This window comes from Streptomyces sp. NPDC127084, from assembly GCF_042724175.1.
Classification (GTDB): Bacteria; Actinomycetota; Actinomycetes; order Streptomycetales; family Streptomycetaceae; genus Streptomyces.
This window is the reverse complement of sequence record NZ_JBHXFA010000014.1, coordinates 38,868-56,570: the sequence shown is the minus strand read 5'-3', so window position 1 is coordinate 56,570 and position 17,703 is coordinate 38,868. Positions and strand designations below refer to the sequence as shown.

Genomic DNA, 17,703 nt, shown 5'->3' with positions numbered 1-17,703 from the left:
ACGCGGCCGCTCCCGCCACGCGTCGCCCCGGCCTCGCCTCCGCACACCGCGACGGCGAACAGCCCCACCTGCTCTGGGACCTCCACCCCGGCTACGCACTACGGCCGGAGGACCGCGTCGTCATCGCCGCCACGCGCTGCGGCCACGCCGAACTGCTGGGCCGCCACCCTGCAGGCCGCGGATCCCGAGGCCATCAGCGGCATCGGCCGGCTCGGGGCCTCCCGTACGACGTCGCTCGTACGGTGTCAGGTGCGGACGAGCTCCGCAGCGCCGAAGGAGACGTCGAACCGGTCGCACCAGATACTCACGCTGGTGTACGCCGACCAGTCGAGGTCCGCCGGGAGCAGGTAGTTCTGGTCACCTTTGTTCCCCTTGAGCTTGGCGAGGTTGACGTACATCCCTTCGTCGAAGACGAACCAGCCCGCCCTGCCCTCCTTCACCGGTGCGTCGCTCAGCCACACCCGAAGGTCAGGGCCGTTGCTCGTCTCCAGCCCCTCAAGACGGAGCGTGTGGCTGCCGTCCGCAAGACGGACGATCTTCACGGCTCCGGTCGTCGCGTGCTCGTGGCTGACGAACGACCCCTGCGCGACGGTGACGGGGCCCGCGGGCGCCCGGGACGGCGACGCGGTCGCGGGCGGCGGGGCGCCGACCGGCGCCGTCTGCGGCGCTGCGGAAGGCAGCGCCTCATGCACGGTCTCGTCCACCCACAGCGCCCAGGGCTTGAACCACACCAGCCCCGCAGCGACGACCACCGCGGCCACTGCGGCGACCGCGCCCCACCTCTGCCTGCTCATGACGCGCCCCACGACGCACCTCCTTCAATGTCCCGTCTCACCAGGTCATCCAAGCGAGGGCGCCGGGCCGGGGGAAGCTCGGACCCGATGACGAAAGCCTTACGTCACACAGTGACGCAGAAGACCGCCTGCAGGCCGTCTCACCCCCGGCGCGAAACGGCTGCCACCAGGCGGGCGTGTGATCGACATTCAGGGCTCCCTCCACCGGGATGACGGAAGTCTTACGGCCCGGCGCGGACGCCGCCGCCACGCGGTGCGGGTCCGTAGCGTCGCGCCTATGCGCGTACTCGTCACAGGAGGAGCCGGTTTCATCGGCTCGCACATCGTCACCTCGCTCCGGCTGGCCGGTCACGAGCCGGTCGTGCTGGACGCACTGCTGCCCAGTGCCCACCCCACCGCCCCGGACCCGCAGGGCGTGGAGTTCCTGCACGCGGACATCCGGGACGCAGCGAGCGTACGCGCCGCGCTGCACGGGGTCGACGCGGTCTGCCACCAGGCGGCCATGGTCGGCCTGGGCAAGGACTTCGCCGACGCCCCCGCGTACGTCGGCTGCAACGACCTCGGCACCGCCGTTCTGCTGGCCGGGATGGCGGAGGCGGGCGTACGGCGGCTCGTCCTCGCCGGGTCGATGGTCGTGTACGGGGAAGGGCGGTACGAGTGTCCACTGCACGGACTGGTCCGGCCGGGCCCCCGCCGCCGCGAGGACCTCGCGGCCGGGAGCTTCGAGCCGCGCTGTCCCGCGTGCGGCTCCGAACCCGCGCCTGGGCTGGTCGGCGAGGACGCGCCTGCCGACCCCCGCAACGTGTACGCCGCGACCAAGCTCATGCAGGAGCACCTGGCCGCAGCCTGGGCTCGTGCGGTAAGCGCAACGGCCGTCTCGCTGCGCTATCACAACGTGTACGGGCCCGGTATGCCCCGGGACACCCCCTACGCCGGCGTGGCCTCCCTCTTCCGCTCGGCGCTCGCCCGCGGCGATGCACCCCGCGTCTTCGAGGACGGCGGGCAGCGGCGGGACTTCGTCCACGTCAGGGACGTGGCGGCGGCCAACGTCATCGCGCTGGAGGCCGCCGGCAGCCTTCCGACCGGCGCCCTCACCGCGTACAACACCGGCAGCGGGGACCCTCACACGGTCGGCGAGATGGCGGCGGCGCTGGCCCGGGCGCACGGCGGAGAGCAGCCGGTGGTAACGGGAGAGTTCCGGCTCGGCGACGTCCGCCACATCACGGCGGACTCGTCCCGGCTGCGACGGGAGCTGGGCTGGCGTCCGGAGGTCGGCTTCGCCGAGGGGATGGCGGAGTTCGCTCGCGCAGGGCAGCGGGCTTCGGCGGCCGTCGGCGGGTAACCCGGTCGGCCTGCCGTCGGGCAGCGGAGCCCGGTCAGCCGGCGGCTGCCGGCAGACTGACCTCGAAGCGGCAGCCGCCGGGTACGTTGCGCACCTCGGCGCGGCCCGCGTGGGCCTCGACGATGCCGCGGACGATGGCGAGGCCGAGCCCGGCCCCGGCGGGCGGGGTGCGGGCCTCGGCGCCGCGCCAGCCGGTGTCGAAGACCCGTGACAGGTCCTCGTCCGGTATGCCGCCGCAGCCGTCGGTGACGGACACGACGACGGCCCCGTCCCGGCGTTCGGCCGCGACCGCGACGGTGCCGTCCGCGGGGGTGTGGCGGATGGCGTTGACGAGCAGGTTGGCGAGGACGCGCGTCATCTCCCTGCCGTCCACCTGGACGGGGACGGCTTCGACCTCCTCTCCCACCAGCCGGACCCCGTGCTCGCGGGCGAGCGGGTCCGCGCCGCTCAGGGCGTCGCCGACCAGGTCGTACACGGACATCCGGCTGAGGCTGAGGGTCAGTGCCCCGGCGTGGATGCGGGAGAGTTCGAAGAGGTCGGTGACCATGCCGGTGAGTCGTTCGACCTCGGTGCGGATCTGGCGGTGGTAGCGGGCCGGGTCGGCGGCCATACCGTCCTCCAGAGCCTCCGCCATGGCCCGCAGCCCGGCCAACGGGGTGCGCAGGTCGTGCGAGATCCAGGCGACGAGCTCCCGGCGGGACGCCTCCAGGGCACGCTCCCGGCGCCGGGAGGCATCCAGTCTCGCGCTGGTGGCGGCCAGTTCGCGGGTGAGGGCGGCGAGCTCGGCGGTGGCGGTGCCCTCGGGTGGGGCAAATCCGCCGCCGTCGCCGAAGTCCCGCGCAGCAAGTGCCAGCGCGCGGCTGCGGGCCACCACCCACCGGCCCAGCAGGAGTGCGGTGGCCAGCGAGACGAGCGCGGCCATCGCGACGACGACGGTCACCACCCACAGATCGTGCGCGGACAGGAACATCGCCTGGGCGACCGCGAGCGTCCCGGCGAGCATCGCCGTCACGGTCACGGCGGCGACGACGGTCAGCGAGACCGCGACCGAGCAGCGGCGTACGAGACGCAGCACGACCGCCCCGGCAAGCCCGGCGCCGACGGCTCCCGCGAGCGCGAACGCGGCGATGAGCAGGACGTCGTTCACGTCGTGGTGCCCTTCGCGAGGACCGGTTCGAAGCGGTATCCGACGCCCCACACCGTCTGGATCAGGGCGGGCATGGCGGGGTCGTCCTCGATCTTGGCGCGCAGGCGGCGGACGTGCACGGTGACGGTGGACAGGTCGCCGAAGTCCCAGCCCCACACGTGTCGCATCAGCTCCTCCCGGCTGTGCGCGGCACCTGGATGCTCCATGAGGTACGCCAGGAGGTCGAACTCCCTCAGAGTGAGGGCGAGTTCCCCTTCCGCACGGGTGGCCCTGCGGGTGACGGGGTCGACCGTCAGGTCCCCGGCGCGCAGCACGGCCCGGGGGGCGACGGGGGCCGCGGCACGCGCCCGCCGGAGCACGGACTCGACGCGCAGCACGAGCTCGCGCGGGCTGAACGGCTTGGTGATGTAGTCGTCCGCGCCCACTTCGAGCCCCGTGATCCGGTCCTCCTCGTCACCGCGGGCGGTCAGCATGACCACCGGCACGGGCCCCGTGGCACGCAGTCGCCGGCAGACCTCCAACCCGTCCAGCCCAGGCAGCATCAGATCGAGCACGACAAGGTCGGGCCACCGATCCCCGGAACGCCGCAGGGCGTCGAAGCCGTCGGCCGCGTACTCGACGGAGAAACCGGCCCGCTCCAGGTAGCCGGTGACCACCTCGGCGACCGTCGGGTCGTCGTCCACCACCAGGACCCGGCCCCCGCTCCGGAGGGCGCCACGCTCATTCATGGGGCACAGCCTCGCATCCGCTCCCGCAGTGCGGCCACGGCCACCCGGGCGGACGTCGCACGGCGTCCTCGTTTCGTAAGGACTTCGGCGCCCCCTAAGCGCTCCGTGATTCCTACGGTGAGAGCCATGTCTCCCATGACTGTAGATGTCGTCCTTCCCTGCCTCGACGAGGCCGAGGCCCTGCCGTGGGTCCTGGCGCGCATCCCCGCCGGCTGGCGGGCGATCGTCGTCGACAACGGCTCGACCGACGGTTCCGCCGCGCTCGCGGCCGGCCTCGGCGCCACCGTCGTACACGAGCCCAGACGCGGCTTCGGCGCCGCCTGCCACGCCGGGCTGGTGGCCGCCGACGCCGAATTCGTCTGCTTCTGCGACTGCGACGCCTCCCTCGATCCGGGTCTGCTGCCCGGTCTGGTGCGTACCGTCGCCGACGGCTCCACCGACCTCGTCCTCGGTCGCCGCCGCCCCACCGGGCGAGGCGCGTGGCCCGCGCATGCCCGGGCGGGGAACCTCGCCCTGTCATGGCTCCTGCGCCGGCGCACCAGGCTGCGGCTGCGCGACCTGGGGCCCATGCGGGCCGCACGGCGCGAGGCGCTCCTTGCGCTCTGCCTGTCCGACCGGCGCAGCGGCTACCCGCTCCAGATGGTCGTGCGAGCCGCTGATGCAGGCTGGCGGGTCCGAGAGGTCGACGTGCCGTACCTCCCCCGTAGGGGCAGGTCGAAGGTCACCGGGACCTGGAGGGGCACATGGCAGGCCGTGCACGACATGCGCAAGGTGCTCGACGAACCGGCGTCGACGGACGACGGTCGGCCATGACCACTCTCCTCGTCATCGCCAAACAGCCGCTGCCGGGGCGAGTGAAGACCCGGCTCACTCCCCCGTTCACCCCCGGCGAGGCCGCCGCCCTCGCCGAGGCGGCACTCGCCGACACCCTGGTCGCCGCCGCGCTCGTCCCGGCGGAGCGACATGTGCTGGTGCTCGACGGGGAGCCAGGGCCCTGGCTCCCGTCGGGCTACGAGGTCGTCCCCCAGGTGACGGGCGGGCTCGACGTACGACTCGCGGCCGCGTTCGGCGCTTGCGACGGCCCGGCACTGCTCATCGGCATGGACACCCCGCAGGTCGCCCCGGCGCTGCTCGCGCCCGCGCTGTGCTGGGAAACGTACGACGCCTGGTTCGGCGCGGCCGCAGACGGCGGCTTCTGGGCCCTCGGCCTGGTAACGCCCGACCCCGCCCTCCTGCTCGGCGTTCCTATGTCGCGGCCCGACACAGGAGCCGTCCAGTACGAGCGGCTGCGCGCAGCCGGGCTGCGGATCGGCACCCTGCCCGTGCTGCGCGACGTGGACACCGCCGAGGACGCCCGGCAGGTGGCCGGCCGAGCTCCCGGTACCCGCTTCGCGGCCCTGCACGCTGCCTTGACCGTCACACCGGCGGGAGCGAGAGCGTGACCGCGACCACGACCTGGCGCGCTGATCCGTACACCGACGCACTGCGCACCGGACGGGGCCCTCTCTTCCTGCGCCGCGAAGACGGCTGGCTCCTGCCTCTGGAGATCGAGCGCTGGTGCGAGGCACCCGACCTCGCCGACCGTTCCGTCCTGGCACGGTGCCAAGGCGCCGTCCTGGACGTCGGCTGCGGCCCTGGGCGTCTCGTCGCCGCCCTCGCCGCCGAGGGGCGCCGAGTGCTGGGTGTCGACATCAGCCCGGAGGCGGTCGTCCGCACCGTTCGGCTCGGCGGATCGGCACTGTGCCGCTCCGTCTTCGACCCGCTGCCGAGCGAAGGCCGCTGGGGTACGGCGCTGCTGATCGACGGCAACATCGGGATCGGCGGCGACCCCACCGCTCTGCTCCGTCGGCTGCGACCGGTCGTGTCCCGCTCCGGCCGGGTCATCGCCGAATGCGCGCCCGTGGACGTCGACGAGCGCTGCGAAGTGCGGGTCGACGACGGCCGTGGCGGGCAGGGCGAGCCGTTCCCCTGGGCCCGCGTCGGGAGACGCGCGCTGGCCTCGCAGGCGGCTGTAGCCGGTTGGACGGTGTCCGAACAGTGGGACCTGGCGGGCCGTCACTTTGTCGTCCTGGCCCCTCAGTCGTCCTCCGCGCCCCGCTGACGGCGGACCCGCCACCGCCGTACGAGGATCCCCGCCGCCGCCACCGTGGCCACGACGCCGAGGACGATCACGAGGTTCCGTCCGTACGGCAGTGGCAGGGCGGAGGGGTTCGGCGGCTCTCCGGGACGCACCAGTAGCGGTAGTGCGACCAGGGTCAGGCTCCCCGCCACGACCAGCGCGCCGCGCAGTACGCCCCGTTCGGAGCGCCTGACGAGCAGCAGGCCGACGACGAGGACGAGTGGGGCGAGGATCCCGTCGTGCAGGACGGCCGCTCCGGCCAGCCACACCAGCACGTCCACCGGGTCCGGTTGGGCCGCCACCCGCCAGGCCCCGACGCCGATCAGGACGAGCCCCAGCCCACCGAGCCCGTATCGGAGCACGCTCACACTCCTCACAACACCTCCAGGCTGTGCACCCACTTGGTCTGCAGCACCCCGGGCCTGTTGGGGGCGATGATCCGTGCGGGGAATCCGTGGTCTAGCGAGAGGGGCTGCCCGTTGAGGGCGAGGGCGAGGAGGGTGAGCGGATCCTCCACGTATTCCGCGCCCATCTCCATCACGCGGTAGGCGCCATTCACCTCCAGCGAGGTGACCCGGACGGCGTCCCGACCCGGCCGTCCGCCTGCGCGCTCCACCAGATCCCGTACCCGTACACCTGCCCAGTCCGCGTCGACGCTCCAGCCTTCGACACAGGCGATCGGCAGGCGCACCGCGGTCCGGGGCATCGCTCGCAGGCCGTCAAGGGTGAGGGCGTAGGGGCTGGGTCCGGCGACTTCGAGGCGCCAGGCCCGCAGGATCGGCTCCGAGACACCGGCGGCTGTGGCTGTCCGGTTCACCGGCAGCCCCTGCGGACCGTGGTCGGGGTGGCGGGGAGCGAGCAGGTCGAACGCCTTCAACGGCGTGAACGACTGCCCCACCGTGGTCAACGTGACCGCTCCGACAGCGGCGCCCGTACCGAGGAGGAGGGAGCGCCGGTCGACGGCGTCCACGGCAGGCAGCGCGAGCGTCCCTTCCGAGCGCCGTCCCCAGTGCGCCGCGATCTCGGGGGCCTTGACCGCGAGGTGGAGCAGGATCGAGCCGGCCACGACCCAAGCCACGGCGAAGTGCACCGGCACGAACGAGAACGGCCACGGATACCACTCGACGATGTTGAGCAGCCCGGTCAACACCTGGAACACGGCCGAGGCCACCAGGACGGCGACGGACAGCCGCTCCAACGCATGGCGCACGGACCGCACCGGCGGCCACACGAACAGCCGCGGATACACGGCCCAGAGCTTGACCAGGAGCAGGACGATCGCCGCCAGACCGGTGGCGACGTGCAGTCCCTGCGTGAGCCGGTAGCCCCAGGAGGGCCGGGTGGGCAGGTGGTCGGCGAGCCAGTCCGGCGGGTGCTGGAGATAGTGGCTGACGAGCCCCGTGGCGAAGCAGACCGCGAAGGCCACGCCGAGCCAGCGGCCGACAGCCGTCGCCGTTCTCGCGTCGTGCAGACGCCCGGTGAAGGTGGAGGGTCGGAGTGTTGGCAGAGCGAGACGTGAGGGCCTGGGCAGCCGGAAGGTCATGACGTCCATGACACCGCCGCCGGCGGCCGTACGGGCGGTTCGACACCTTACGAAACGCGAACGCCTCGATGGGTCGCCTGCCGTGCGGCCGCGCGCGCTGCCAGGCTGCGCCCATGTCTCGCGCCCGTCCGCTCGCCGTCACCGTGCTCCTGCTCGCGGCCCTGACCGCCGCGCTGACCCTCCTGCTGAGCGGGGATGCGCTCGGGGTCCGCTTCCTGGCGGGTTACGTGGGGTGCTGGGCGCTGTTCGCCGCAGCCGCGGTGGCCCTGCGCCGGGTCCCCGCCCGCACGGTCGTTCCTCTGATCCTGGTGGGGGCGGTGGCGGTCACCGCCACCGGCCTCGTGGCGGCGCCGCGTACAAGTACGGACTCCTACCGGTACGCCTGGGACGGCCGAGTGCAGGCGGCCGGCGTCTCCCCGTACGACCACGTGCCCGCCGACCCCGCCCTGGCCCGGCTGCGCGACGAGTGGCTGTTCCCCGGCCCTGCCGCCTGCGCGCACGGCCGCGACCTCTCCCCACTGCCCCACGGCGAATGCACCCGCATCAACCGGCCGGGCGTGCACACCATCTACCCGCCCATCGCCGAGGGCTGGTTCCTCCTGGTACACGCCATCGCGCCGGACGACGCCCGCCACAAGGCGCTCCAGACCGGCGCCGCCGCCCTCTCCCTCGCGGTGGCCGGCCTGCTCGTCGCCATCCTTCGCCGACGGGGCGATCCTCGGCAGGCCGCCTTGTGGGCCTGGTGCCCGGCCGTTCCCGTCGAAGGCGTGAACAACGCACATGTCGACGTGCTCGCCGTCCTGTTCTCGGTCGCCGCTCTCACGGTCGTCGCACGCCGCCGCATCACCGGCGGCATCCTGCTCGGCCTCGCCGTCGCCGCGAAACTGCTGCCCGCCGTCCTGCTCCCGGGCGCGCTGTCCGGAACACGGCGACCACGGACGTTCCTGGCTGTCGTGGTTCCGGCGATGACGGTCGTCGGGATGCTCTACCTCCCGTACGTCCTGCTCTCCGAAAGCTCCGTCCTCGGCTACCTGGGCGGCTACGCGCAGGAGGAGGGCTACGACGACGCGGGGGCCGGCGGCCGGTACGCCCTGCTGCGCCTCGTCCTGCCCGACGCCTGGGCGCCGCTCGCCGTCCTCCCCGTCATGACGGCGGTGACGCTCACGGTCTGGTGGCACGGCGACGCCGAACGCCCCTGGCGCGGCGCCTTGCTCACGACCGGAACGGCCTTCCTCCTCCTGACCCCCGGCTACTCCTGGTACGCACTCCTGTTGGTCGCCCTCGTCGCGCTGGACGGCCGCTGGGAATGGCTGGGCGTCGCCCTCGCCGGAGCGGTCGCCTACCTCGCCGGTCCCACGGTGGGCGGCGCAGGCGCGACCACCGCATACGCGGCGGCAGCGGTGGCGGTGTGCGCCGGGGCGCATCAGCGACGCCGCCAGGGCCGAGCGGCTCCCCTGGGGAATGCTCTTCGGTCGTGCCCGCCGGCGCTGGCACCGAACGGACTGAAAGCGGATCCGACAAGCGGATCTGCGGGGCTGCGAGGAAAGGACGGCCGCGGTCCGGACAGTGGCGCGGCGGACATGGGCACCGGCACTGGCCTTGATCGCACGTGAAGGTGGTCAGCCCTGCTCCGATCCAGGGAGTCAGGTCACCACTGGGTGATGAGCGGCGTGTCCGGCCCTTGCTGCCGCCAGGCTTCGGTGAGGCCGTCCCAGACGAAGTGCTTGACCTGGCGGTGGGCATCCTCGTCCGCCCGGTACTGTGCCGTCGCCTCCTCCAACCCCTCGTGGTAGCGCTTGAGGAACTGGGCGCGCGGGCTGAGCTGGCGGACGAAGACGCCTCGGTCCTGTACGAAGTAGATCGGCCCCTCCTCCTTGAGAACCCGCAGGGCGTTCTGTGCGGTGGAGTTGGCGATGCCGTACTGGGCTTGCACGTCGCGGGCGGACGGGAGCTTGGCACCGGGTGCGAGCTGGCCGTCCTGGATTTGCTTGCGGAGCTGGTCCGCAGTCCGCAGGTACGGGGGCGGGGATCGTCAGCGGGGCTGGTGGCGGTCTGCCATTCGCGCTGGAGATCACCGAGACCGGCATACGCGGGATCGGACTCGCCGGGATCAGTTCCTTCGCTTTCCGCTGCGGCTTCCGGCTCCCCTTCGGCTGGCGTCTCCTGCGTGCGGACGTAGCTGCCTAGGCCGAGGACGGAGCAGATCAGTCCTTCACGCTTGACGAGTCGCAGGGCGTTTTGGGCCGTGGAGCTGGCGATGCCGAAGCGTCGTTGCAGCTCGCGCGGGCACGTGTTCACCACGCCATAGGGCAGACCGATCGACCCGACAAACCTCACCCGCGCCTTCACCACACTCCTCCGCAAGGCTGGCCTCCGACGCATCCGCTTCCACGAGCTCAGGCACTCGACCGCGCCCCTGCTCCTGGAACAGGGAGTCGAACTCGTCGTGATCAAGGAACTCCTCGGCCACGCCCACATCGGCGTCACAGCCACCGTCTACGCCCACGTCAGGCTCCGTCTCCAGCGCGACGCCATCGACACCCGCAGCACCGCCCTTGATCGTCCCGTCAACGACGAGTCGACCCGCCGCTGTGCGGGGCCACAGTCCGCTGACGTTGCCGTCAACTACTGCCGTCACCCCATGCAGAAGCCCCGCCAGGACGCACCTGACGGGGCTTCATCTTTGCGTTCGCGACTTACCCGCTCACGCACTGCAGGGCTACGGCCTCACGCCCCAGAGAATCTCGTAAAGAGATCACGGTCGCGCCAGGAATCAGAGAAGGCATCCAGCATGGCCTCGTGCAGCCGAAGATTGCTGACGTCCCCTCGGGGGTGTCTAATTCTTTCTTCGACCGCCTCTCGGACAGCCTCCCAACGCAGCACATGCATCAGGAAAGAAACAATTTCAACGACACCTTCCCGGGGGGAATCAATCAGAGCGATCACGCGACTCTCGAATTGCCCTCTCAATTCAGGATTCCCCTGCAGAATCGTGAGAGCACGCTCCAATCCCGGCTCGAGTTCTTCGGCGCCGCAGGTCTCCTCTGCCGTAGCTAGGACCCCCTGGACGACCTGCATGAACTCCGCGACCGGATCAGCAGCTAGGCCGCCACGCCTCAATGTACTTCCCATCAGCACCAAGTCCATTCTTGTTGAAGGCATCCACTGCCGCCTTCTGGGCGTGAGCACCGTAAGGCTGATAATGGCCAGACTTATTGTCGAGGTACACGACTTGACCACCCTTGGTCTTGAACTCCCCGGCAGCCAGCACGTCCCTCCCCTGGGCGATGCTCACATGACCAGCCGTTCGCTTCCCAATGACGAGCTCGCCATCGCCGGTCACCACGTATGCATAGTTACCCGAGCGAGAGAGAACGGTGCCGGGAGCAATCGGCTTGAACCACTCCGGCGTATCTGCCGGAATCAAGTTCGAGAAGGAGGTGGGGTCAGGGCCCGCTCCGCTGTTGTGAACGAGGACCGGCGTCTGCCCTGCCAGCACATAGTACGTGTGCAGGTCGTCCACGGTGAGGTTGTAGGTGCGAGCATGCTTGGTGAAGGCACGGTTGGCCTGTACGACGACGGTCGTACCCTCATCCGTAAGGAGGCTCATGCCTGGGCGCAGCTGACCGGCCTCAACCCACTGCTTCTCTGACGGGGACCAGAAGGGGTGCTCGTGTGTGGCCGTGAGTCGCTCAAGTCCTTCGGGTGTTGCAATGGTGAGCTCGTTGAAGTGCTTGTCATCCTCGGTGACGATAAGTCGCGTGACCTTACGGGCTCCCGACTCTCCGCTTTCGGGGTCTGTTGCCAGTACTTCGTCGCCTAGCTCGACCTCCTCGATGTCCTTCGTGGTGCCATCGGCCAAGAGAACGTCAGTTCCTGCAAGGAAGCACTTACACGGAGAGGATTTCCATTTGAAGCTGCCCGCACGGGGGCCGGCCCCCGTGCCTTCATACCCCATGTATTGGCTCATCCTGAGCCATTCGAGATCCCCGTAGGCGTTCTTCATTCCCTTCGGGCATCGCATACTTCCTGGCCCGAAGCACGTGCTCAACGCGGCCACGATCAGATCGTCAGGCCTTAGTTCATCCTCGTACCACCGCATGTCGTCGATGGCGGTGTTGTACTGCTTACGCCATGCCGCATAATCGCCGGGCCCAGTAAGGTATTTTCTGGCTACTTCAGTGATTTCCCGCTCGACAATGTTGACCGGGTCGTTGACACTAACCACATCGTTCACAGAGGGCTTGGTCGCCCCCCCGCTGTGGTACTTGCCGTAGTCGCTGTTCGGCGTCTCTGTCCAGCCGTCGCTCGTGAGACTGCAGCTGACGCCGCTGAGGCAGTCGGCAGGCTTAAGGCCAGTGGGGTCGCTGAATGTGACAGGGTTGTTGTTGGCGTAGTTGTATCCGTTGAGGGACTGGGGCTGGTCCAGGGACAGGAGCGGGTCGACGCTGATGAACTGGCCGAGTTTGGTGTCGTATTCGCGGGCACCGATGTGGGTCAGGCCGGTGGTCGCGTCGATGTCGCCGCCGACGAAGCCTTTCTGGCCGGGCCAGAAGGCGGGCGGGGTGCCGCGTTCAGCGCCGTAGGGGAGTTGCTTGCGGCGGTTGACGGCGAGGTTCGATGCGGTGATGGAGAGGGTGTTGGTGGCGTGGTGGTCTGCGACCAGGAAACGGACCTGGCCGTCGCTGGAGCGGATCGCGGAGCCGCCGGGCACGCTGTAGTACCGGTTGCCGGCCAGTGTGCCGGTGGACTTGGTCAGGATGAGTTCCTGGCCGCCGGGCAGGTAGAGGGTCGTCTTCGTGGGCTCGCGCTTGAGGAGGCGGGTGCCTTCAGGGTCGTAGAGGAACGACGTGGTGGAACCGGAGACGGCCGAAGTGGCGAACTTGCCCTCATCGTTCCAGGTCAGGGATTGGGTGGCGCCAGCAGCCGGGTCCTTCGTGATGAGGTTGCCGGTCTTGTCGTAGGCGTACGTGTCCGTACCGCTCGCCCCGCCGCTGGCCGTCACGCTGCGGACACCGTGGGCCTGGGCCGCGTTCGCTGTGGTCGGGTAGGTGTACGTACGGGTGGTGTCGGCCGAGACGGGGCCTGCCTTGTGCTGGGTCTCCGTGGCGCGCTGGCCGGTGTCGGTGAAGGTCCAGCTCGTCCAGTAGGGGTCGACGGCGCCCAGGATGTTGGTGCCGGCGCCTGTTGAGGGCTTGGTGGAGCAGCTTCCCGCTGTGGTCCAGGCGTCGATCAGCCGGCGGGCCCAGTCGTAGTCGAAGCACTGGTCGTCTTCGATTGACGCGTCGTTCTGGAGTTCCTTGATCCGGGTGACGTTGCCGGCGTCGTCGTAGGTGTAGCGAATGTCGGAGAGGGTTGCCGGTCCGGTGGCCTCACGGTCGACGACCTTGCTCGCTACGCGGCGGGTGGATGCCTCGTAGGTGGAGGTCTGGATGACGCGTTTGCCCAGGTTGCCGAGTTCGGCCTGTGCCAGCTCGCCGAACGGCGTGTACGACGCGCCGCGCAGGTAGACCTGTGAGAGGTCGCCGTCGACCAGGGCAAGTTGGTCCTGGGCTCCGTAGTGGTTGGTGACGGTTTCGGTGGGCAGGACGGTCGCGGCGGCGCTGTTTCCGGTCGTGTACCTGGCCGTGTTGGGCAGGCCGTTCACGGCGGTGGCGGTGGTGGCGACCGTGTAGGTGCCCGCCAGCTCTTCCTCTCCCGCCACGGACGGGATTGTGACCTTGGTGCCGGTGGGTCTGCCTCCGGTGTCGTAGCCGGTCACTGCTGTGGTGTAGGCGGCCGTACCGTCGTAGCGGGTGGAGGTGGCCGGAAGGGCCTTCCCACCGGTGACGGTGTCGTATGTCCACTGGGCGAGCTTCGTGCCGGTGACCGAGTCCTTGCGCAGGCTGGTCTTGCGGCCGAGCTCGTCGTAGGTGGTGGCCAGGGTGATGCCCCGGGCGTCCTTGACCGTCTCGACGCGGCCGTCGGCCCCGTAGGTGGTGGTGGCCAGTCCCTTGTCGGGATCGCTGGCAGTGAGTTGTCTGCCCTGGAGGTCGTACGTGTACGTCCAGGCGTTGCGGCCGGAGTTGTCGCTGATCTGGGCGAGGCGGCCGGCCGTGTCGAACTCGTAGGCGTGCTTCTCGTACTGGGTGGGCGCGGCGCCGATGACCGGGTTGCGGTCCTTGTAGTCGCGGCGTTCGATCACGCGGTCACGTGCGTCGGTGACGGCGAGCGTCGCGGTACCGCCGTCCGGTGGGACGATTGCCGACCAGTTGGCACCGTAGGTGTTCGTGGTCGACCACTTCGGCGTGTTCAGGGTCAGCAGTGTGCTGACCGTGGTGCGGCCGCGGTTGTCGTACTCGGTCGTGGTGGCGCAGGGGATCTGGTTGTCGGTCGCGACGAACGGCGTCGTTGATACCGGGTCGCTGTTGTAGTACGGCGCGTTGGTGCGGACGACGCGGCCGTGGTCGTCGTAGAACGTGTCCGCGACGATGCGGCCGACGACCCCTGTGGCGTCCGCTTGGGATTGCCGCTGGCGCAGCAGCGAGTCGTACAGGGTGACGGAGGTGCCGGTGGTGCCGTCCTCGTACAGGTTCTTGGTCGTCACGGCGGACTGGCTGGTGGGCGACAGTTTGTAGCTGAAGGTGACGTTCGGCTTCTCCGTTGTGGCCCGGCCCTTGGCCCAGGCACTGGTGAGTCGTCCGAGGGAGTCGTAGGCGGAGGTGGCGGTGCGGCCGTTCGCGTCCGTTGCTGTCAGGGTGAGTGCACGCAGGCCGTCGAGTGTGGACGTCGCGGTGTAGCCCTTGGGGTCGGTGACCTTGACGGTTGTCGGCTGTGCGCCGGTGGCCGGGGTGTAGGCGGTCGTGGTGGTCTTGCCGTCCTGACCCGTGACCGTCAGTGCCCGCCCGTAGGCGTCGTACGTCGACTGGCCCGTGGTCTCCCAGTCCAGCAGGCCGGAGGCGTCGAGGCCCTGGGCAGCATCGGTCTTCGTCGCGTTCGCGAGGCCGGCTTTGGGGGAGGCCCCGTATGCCTGCCCGTCGTAGTAGGTGCGGGAAGCGCCCGTGACCTTCGCGTTCGGAGCGGTTGCCGAGCACGGCGCGTGGCTGGTCGTGACCACCTTGGAGGGGTAGGCGATCAGCCAGTTCGTCGTGTCAGGTGTCACGTAGGAGGTCTTCGTGCACCTCGTTTCGACCTCGCCCGCGGCACCGTCGTCGCCCTCCGTGAGTTGGAGGCCGTACGTCGGGTCGTAGGTGCGGGTCGTGGTGTTGCGCCGCCAGGTGGTGCCGTCGTCCAGCAGCGTTTCGCTCAAGGTGGTGGTGGTGCCGGACAGGTAAGCCGTCTTGGCGGGGAGGTCGGGGGCTTCCTCGCTCGGCTTGTCCGGGTCCGTGATGCCCTTGACCGGCTGGGTGGCGGTCGCCTCCGACTCCCAAGGGAGGTTGGTCGTCTTCACGACATTCGGGCCGGACACACCCTCGTAGGTGCGGGTCTGCGCGGTCCGGCCGGCATAGTCGGGCCGGTCGGTCACCCCGAAGACCTGACCGCCCATGCCGGTGAAGTACGTGACGCCGGTCTTGGTCCGGTTCGTGGAGCCGATGATGGTGTCGACTGAGGAGTATCCCTGCCACCGGTTGTAGGTCCGGTGCTTGTTGAGGGTGAACTCTCCTTCGTCCTTCCGCCAGTTGGGTGTGGCGTAGGTGTACGAGGTGGTCTTGGACGGTGAGCCGGTGCCGCCGGTGGTGTCGTCTTCGACGACTTTGGTGACCACGTATTTGTGGAACCAGTCCTTCTCCGGGTCCACGGCCCCATCGCGCGTCCACCACGACGGGTAGCAGCGTTTGGTGTTCTTGTCGGCCGTGGGGAGGGCCGAGGGGGTGCACTCGGTGGCGCTGTACGTGACGAGCGTCTGGCCGCCGGTCTCGTTGGTGACTTTGGTGATGCGGTACTTGTTCAGCGGAGGTTTGCCGTCCGCCGCGTCGACGCGGTTGGGCATGAGGGTGCCCTCGAACGTCGTGGCAGGAAGGGTGAGGTCACCGAGACTGCCTGCGCGGCCGGTGTGCTGGACGGAGTCGAGCCAGAGCGCACGCTTGGAGGTGTCCCCGGTGGCCGGCCAGGACTGGGCCAGAGTCCAGCTGTCTACCGAGGTGAGTGTGCTGCCGACGAGGGAGTAGGTGTTGATGGACTTCAGACGCTTACTGGACCAGAAGCTCGGGGAGGCCTGAAGGCACTTGGTGCCACTGGTGCAGAGCAGATCGACAGGAACGTCCGGACCCCAGTCATCCTTGTGCTCCTCGTCCAAGGTGCAGCTCTCGGCCGCACAGCGGTCGACAAGACCGAACGTGACGCGCCCGGCGGGGTTGGCCGTGTCGTAGACGTGGCCGTGTCGGAGACCGAAGTCGATCTGCGTGAGGACGCTGTCGCGCGTGTAGGCCACCGGGCTGTCGAACTGCTTGTTCTTGGCGTAGTAGCCGACGTACTTCGAGTAGTAGTAGGCCATCGCGTTACCGTGCGGGTCCACGACGTAGTCGAGGTTCCAGCGCCAGCCCTGCTGCACGGCGGAGGAGGCGAAGTCGGCGGCGTGTCCGGGCTCACCGTCATGGTTGCCGAAGACGGGAACGGTGTTGACGGACTTCGTCTCACGGTCACCGGTGGTCCAGCCTGGCAGGCGGTTCTTGCCGAAGAAGTACTGGGTACCGTCGCTTGTGGTGACCTTCCAGTACTCGAAGTCCTTGTCACCGGAGCCGTTGTCGGTCGAGTCGTAGAGGCGCTCGATGCGTGAGCCGTCGTCACCGGAGAGCTTCCACACCTTCTTGCCCGTGTCCCAAACCAGCTCGTTGCTGGAACCGTTCAGCGACAGGGTGGCGTTCTCCGACTTCCAGCAGAGGTCGGCGACCTTGTCGGTCGCGGCGTTGTTGGCGCCGTTCTGCTTGTCGTTCTCGCAGGAGGCGTACGTGCGCTCGACGAAGCCAGGAGAATAGCTCCAGCCCTCACCGATCCATGACGCCTGGTTGTTCGTCGACGCCGTACGACCATCCACCGAGGACGAGCTGTACGCCAAGTTGAGCTTCGGAGCGAGACCGCCCGGGGCGGCTGGCGCTCCGATGGGGATGCTCCAACCGAAGCTGCCGGAATTGCCTCCGGCCGACCATGAGCCGCTCGGGGAAAGCGAGGTTGCCTTGAAGGAACCTTCGTCACCGGACGTGCCCGCCTCCGCGGACACCAGCGCGACCCCACCGGACTGGGCCACGAACCGAGCAGCCTTGTTCGTCGTGGTCGCGGCCATCGGCAGTGGGACGTTGGCCGTCAGTGTGCCGGACTTGCTGTCGTTGCGGGTATCGAGTGGAGTGCGTTCGAGACACGCGGGCTTTTCCGGGGTGGTCAGCGCACAGGCGGGAAGGCTCACAAGTCGCAGGCGGGAGGACCAACCGCCGCCGTACGCGTCGCGGAAGGCCCTGTAGTCGAGTTCGACGCGAGCCACGCCCGGCGCAGCGGAACCATCGATGCGCTGCACAGACAGCAGCACACCCTTGATACCCGCCTTTGCCGTGGCCCGCCGGTCCGCCACGCTCACCCGGACCTTGCCCGGCGGTGTCGCGCCGCTGCGCTGCCTTCCTTCAGGTACCGAGGCGACCTTCATCGGCAGGCTCTCAGCCTTGGCGAAGACGCCGGCCCGCTTCGCCGCGCCAGAGGTTGTCTTGGCCGTGTCAGAGAGTGTGACGTCGTTGGTCGCGGCCTTGGGCCAGCGCACAGGTGCGGGCTTCCATGTGGCCCTGGACCCCGGCAGGAAAGCCGACTTGGGCTTCGCGAGGACGAGTTCGTGTCCGTCGACGGACTTCATCTTCTCCACAGCACGCGGCTCGAACGCCGCCGCAGTGTCGGCGAAGGCAGGTCCGGAGAGGAGCGAGACGGTCAGGGAAGTCGTAATGACACCGACAACAGAGGTGCGGAGTCTTCGCCGTCTCGCCTCGATCCCCTCCCGCTCCCTGGATCTCGCACGGAAGTACGGACGACTGGCTTGCATACCCCACCCCAGGCCAAAAACAGAAAGTAGCCC

Annotated in this window: 13 protein-coding genes and 1 pseudogene; 6 read left to right on the top strand and 8 right to left on the bottom strand. The window is 69.5% G+C overall.

Annotation, left to right across the window (positions count from 1 at the left end; genetic code table 11):
* Nucleotides 1-245: 245 nt before the first annotated feature.
* Nucleotides 246-794 (bottom strand): DM13 domain-containing protein, encoded by a 549-nt coding sequence (locus ACFWI9_RS05760; RefSeq protein ID WP_387159249.1) that lies wholly within the window; start codon nucleotides 792-794, stop codon nucleotides 246-248.
* Between the two features lie 277 nt (nucleotides 795-1,071).
* Here ACFWI9_RS05760 and ACFWI9_RS05755 point away from each other — a divergent pair, with 277 nt between their 5' ends.
* Entirely contained in the window at nucleotides 1,072-2,136 is a 1,065-nt protein-coding gene (locus ACFWI9_RS05755) for an NAD-dependent epimerase/dehydratase family protein (protein ID WP_387159248.1), read from the top strand.
* A 34-nt stretch (nucleotides 2,137-2,170) separates the two neighbouring features.
* Here the strand turns inward: ACFWI9_RS05755 and ACFWI9_RS05750 are convergent, their stop codons facing one another.
* Both ACFWI9_RS05750 and ACFWI9_RS05745 read right to left on the bottom strand, forming a co-directional pair.
* A complete protein-coding gene (locus tag ACFWI9_RS05750) occupies nucleotides 2,171-3,283 on the bottom strand; it encodes a sensor histidine kinase (RefSeq protein ID WP_387159247.1) in 1,113 nt (370 codons plus the stop codon).
* A complete protein-coding gene (locus ACFWI9_RS05745) occupies nucleotides 3,280-4,011 on the bottom strand; it encodes a response regulator transcription factor (RefSeq protein ID WP_387159246.1) in 732 nt (243 codons plus the stop codon). Before ACFWI9_RS05745 ends, ACFWI9_RS05750 begins: the two co-directional genes overlap by 4 nt.
* A 126-nt stretch (nucleotides 4,012-4,137) precedes the next feature.
* On the opposite strand from ACFWI9_RS05745, the gene ACFWI9_RS05740 reads away from it, so the two are divergent.
* The 3 genes from ACFWI9_RS05740 to ACFWI9_RS05730 are packed head-to-tail and all read left to right on the top strand — an operon-like array spanning nucleotide 4,138 to nucleotide 6,112.
* Nucleotides 4,138-4,824: a glycosyltransferase family 2 protein gene (locus ACFWI9_RS05740; protein ID WP_387159245.1), complete on the top strand. Its 687-nt coding sequence runs from the start codon at nucleotides 4,138-4,140 to the stop codon at nucleotides 4,822-4,824.
* Complete coding sequence (locus ACFWI9_RS05735; RefSeq protein WP_387159244.1) at nucleotides 4,821-5,453, top strand: DUF2064 domain-containing protein; 633 nt, start codon at nucleotides 4,821-4,823, stop codon at nucleotides 5,451-5,453. The genes ACFWI9_RS05740 and ACFWI9_RS05735 overlap by 4 nt, the downstream gene beginning before the upstream one ends.
* A complete protein-coding gene (locus tag ACFWI9_RS05730) occupies nucleotides 5,450-6,112 on the top strand; it encodes a methyltransferase domain-containing protein (protein ID WP_387159243.1) in 663 nt (220 codons plus the stop codon). The genes ACFWI9_RS05735 and ACFWI9_RS05730 overlap by 4 nt, the downstream gene beginning before the upstream one ends.
* On the opposite strand, the gene ACFWI9_RS05725 is transcribed toward ACFWI9_RS05730, so the two are convergent.
* Both ACFWI9_RS05725 and ACFWI9_RS05720 read right to left on the bottom strand, forming a co-directional pair.
* Nucleotides 6,088-6,498, bottom strand: a complete 411-nt coding sequence (locus ACFWI9_RS05725) for a hypothetical protein (RefSeq protein WP_387159242.1) — start codon at nucleotides 6,496-6,498, stop codon at nucleotides 6,088-6,090. The two genes, ACFWI9_RS05730 and ACFWI9_RS05725, sit on opposite strands and share 25 nt — an antisense overlap.
* Before the next feature lie 5 nt (nucleotides 6,499-6,503).
* Nucleotides 6,504-7,673, bottom strand: a complete 1,170-nt coding sequence (locus tag ACFWI9_RS05720; protein ID WP_387159262.1) for a molybdopterin-dependent oxidoreductase — start codon at nucleotides 7,671-7,673, stop codon at nucleotides 6,504-6,506.
* A gap of 113 nt (nucleotides 7,674-7,786) precedes the next feature.
* Between ACFWI9_RS05720 and ACFWI9_RS05715 the strand changes: the two genes are divergently transcribed.
* On the top strand, nucleotides 7,787-9,286 hold the full coding sequence (locus tag ACFWI9_RS05715; RefSeq protein ID WP_387159241.1) for a glycosyltransferase 87 family protein: 1,500 nt from the start codon (nucleotides 7,787-7,789) through the stop codon (nucleotides 9,284-9,286).
* Nucleotides 9,287-9,321: 35 nt separating this feature from the next.
* Here ACFWI9_RS05715 and ACFWI9_RS05710 read toward each other — a convergent pair whose 3' ends face one another.
* The gene (locus ACFWI9_RS05710; RefSeq protein ID WP_387159261.1) at nucleotides 9,322-9,657 is read right to left on the bottom strand and encodes a GntR family transcriptional regulator; all 336 of its coding nucleotides are present in this window, start codon (nucleotides 9,655-9,657) and stop codon (nucleotides 9,322-9,324) included.
* 300 nt (nucleotides 9,658-9,957) lie between these two features.
* Between ACFWI9_RS05710 and ACFWI9_RS05705 the strand changes: the two are divergent.
* Nucleotides 9,958-10,239, top strand: a pseudogene (locus tag ACFWI9_RS05705) (tyrosine-type recombinase/integrase); the annotation flags it as partial.
* Between the two features lie 161 nt (nucleotides 10,240-10,400).
* Here the strand turns inward: ACFWI9_RS05705 and ACFWI9_RS05700 are convergent.
* Together ACFWI9_RS05700 and ACFWI9_RS05695 are read right to left on the bottom strand one after the other, a co-directional pair.
* On the bottom strand, nucleotides 10,401-10,820 hold the full coding sequence (locus ACFWI9_RS05700; protein ID WP_387159240.1) for a hypothetical protein: 420 nt from the start codon (nucleotides 10,818-10,820) through the stop codon (nucleotides 10,401-10,403).
* Nucleotides 10,768-17,670 (bottom strand): polymorphic toxin-type HINT domain-containing protein, encoded by a 6,903-nt coding sequence (locus tag ACFWI9_RS05695; RefSeq protein WP_387159239.1) that lies wholly within the window; start codon nucleotides 17,668-17,670, stop codon nucleotides 10,768-10,770. Before ACFWI9_RS05695 ends, ACFWI9_RS05700 begins: the two co-directional genes overlap by 53 nt.
* Nucleotides 17,671-17,703 lie beyond the last annotated feature (33 nt).

Coding starts and splice junctions, on each gene's coding strand:
- ACFWI9_RS05700 (WP_387159240.1), bottom strand. CDS start 10,820: ATGGACTTGGTGCTGATGGGAAGTACATTGAGGCGTGGCGGCCTAGCT.
- ACFWI9_RS05760 (WP_387159249.1), bottom strand. CDS start 794: ATGAGCAGGCAGAGGTGGGGCGCGGTCGCCGCAGTGGCCGCGGTGGTC.
- ACFWI9_RS05755 (WP_387159248.1), top strand. CDS start 1,072: ATGCGCGTACTCGTCACAGGAGGAGCCGGTTTCATCGGCTCGCACATC.
- ACFWI9_RS05745 (WP_387159246.1), bottom strand. CDS start 4,011: ATGAATGAGCGTGGCGCCCTCCGGAGCGGGGGCCGGGTCCTGGTGGTG.
- ACFWI9_RS05715 (WP_387159241.1), top strand. CDS start 7,787: ATGTCTCGCGCCCGTCCGCTCGCCGTCACCGTGCTCCTGCTCGCGGCC.
- ACFWI9_RS05735 (WP_387159244.1), top strand. CDS start 4,821: ATGACCACTCTCCTCGTCATCGCCAAACAGCCGCTGCCGGGGCGAGTG.
- ACFWI9_RS05720 (WP_387159262.1), bottom strand. CDS start 7,673: ATGACCTTCCGGCTGCCCAGGCCCTCACGTCTCGCTCTGCCAACACTC.
- ACFWI9_RS05740 (WP_387159245.1), top strand. CDS start 4,138: ATGTCTCCCATGACTGTAGATGTCGTCCTTCCCTGCCTCGACGAGGCC.
- ACFWI9_RS05695 (WP_387159239.1), bottom strand. CDS start 17,670: ATGCAAGCCAGTCGTCCGTACTTCCGTGCGAGATCCAGGGAGCGGGAG.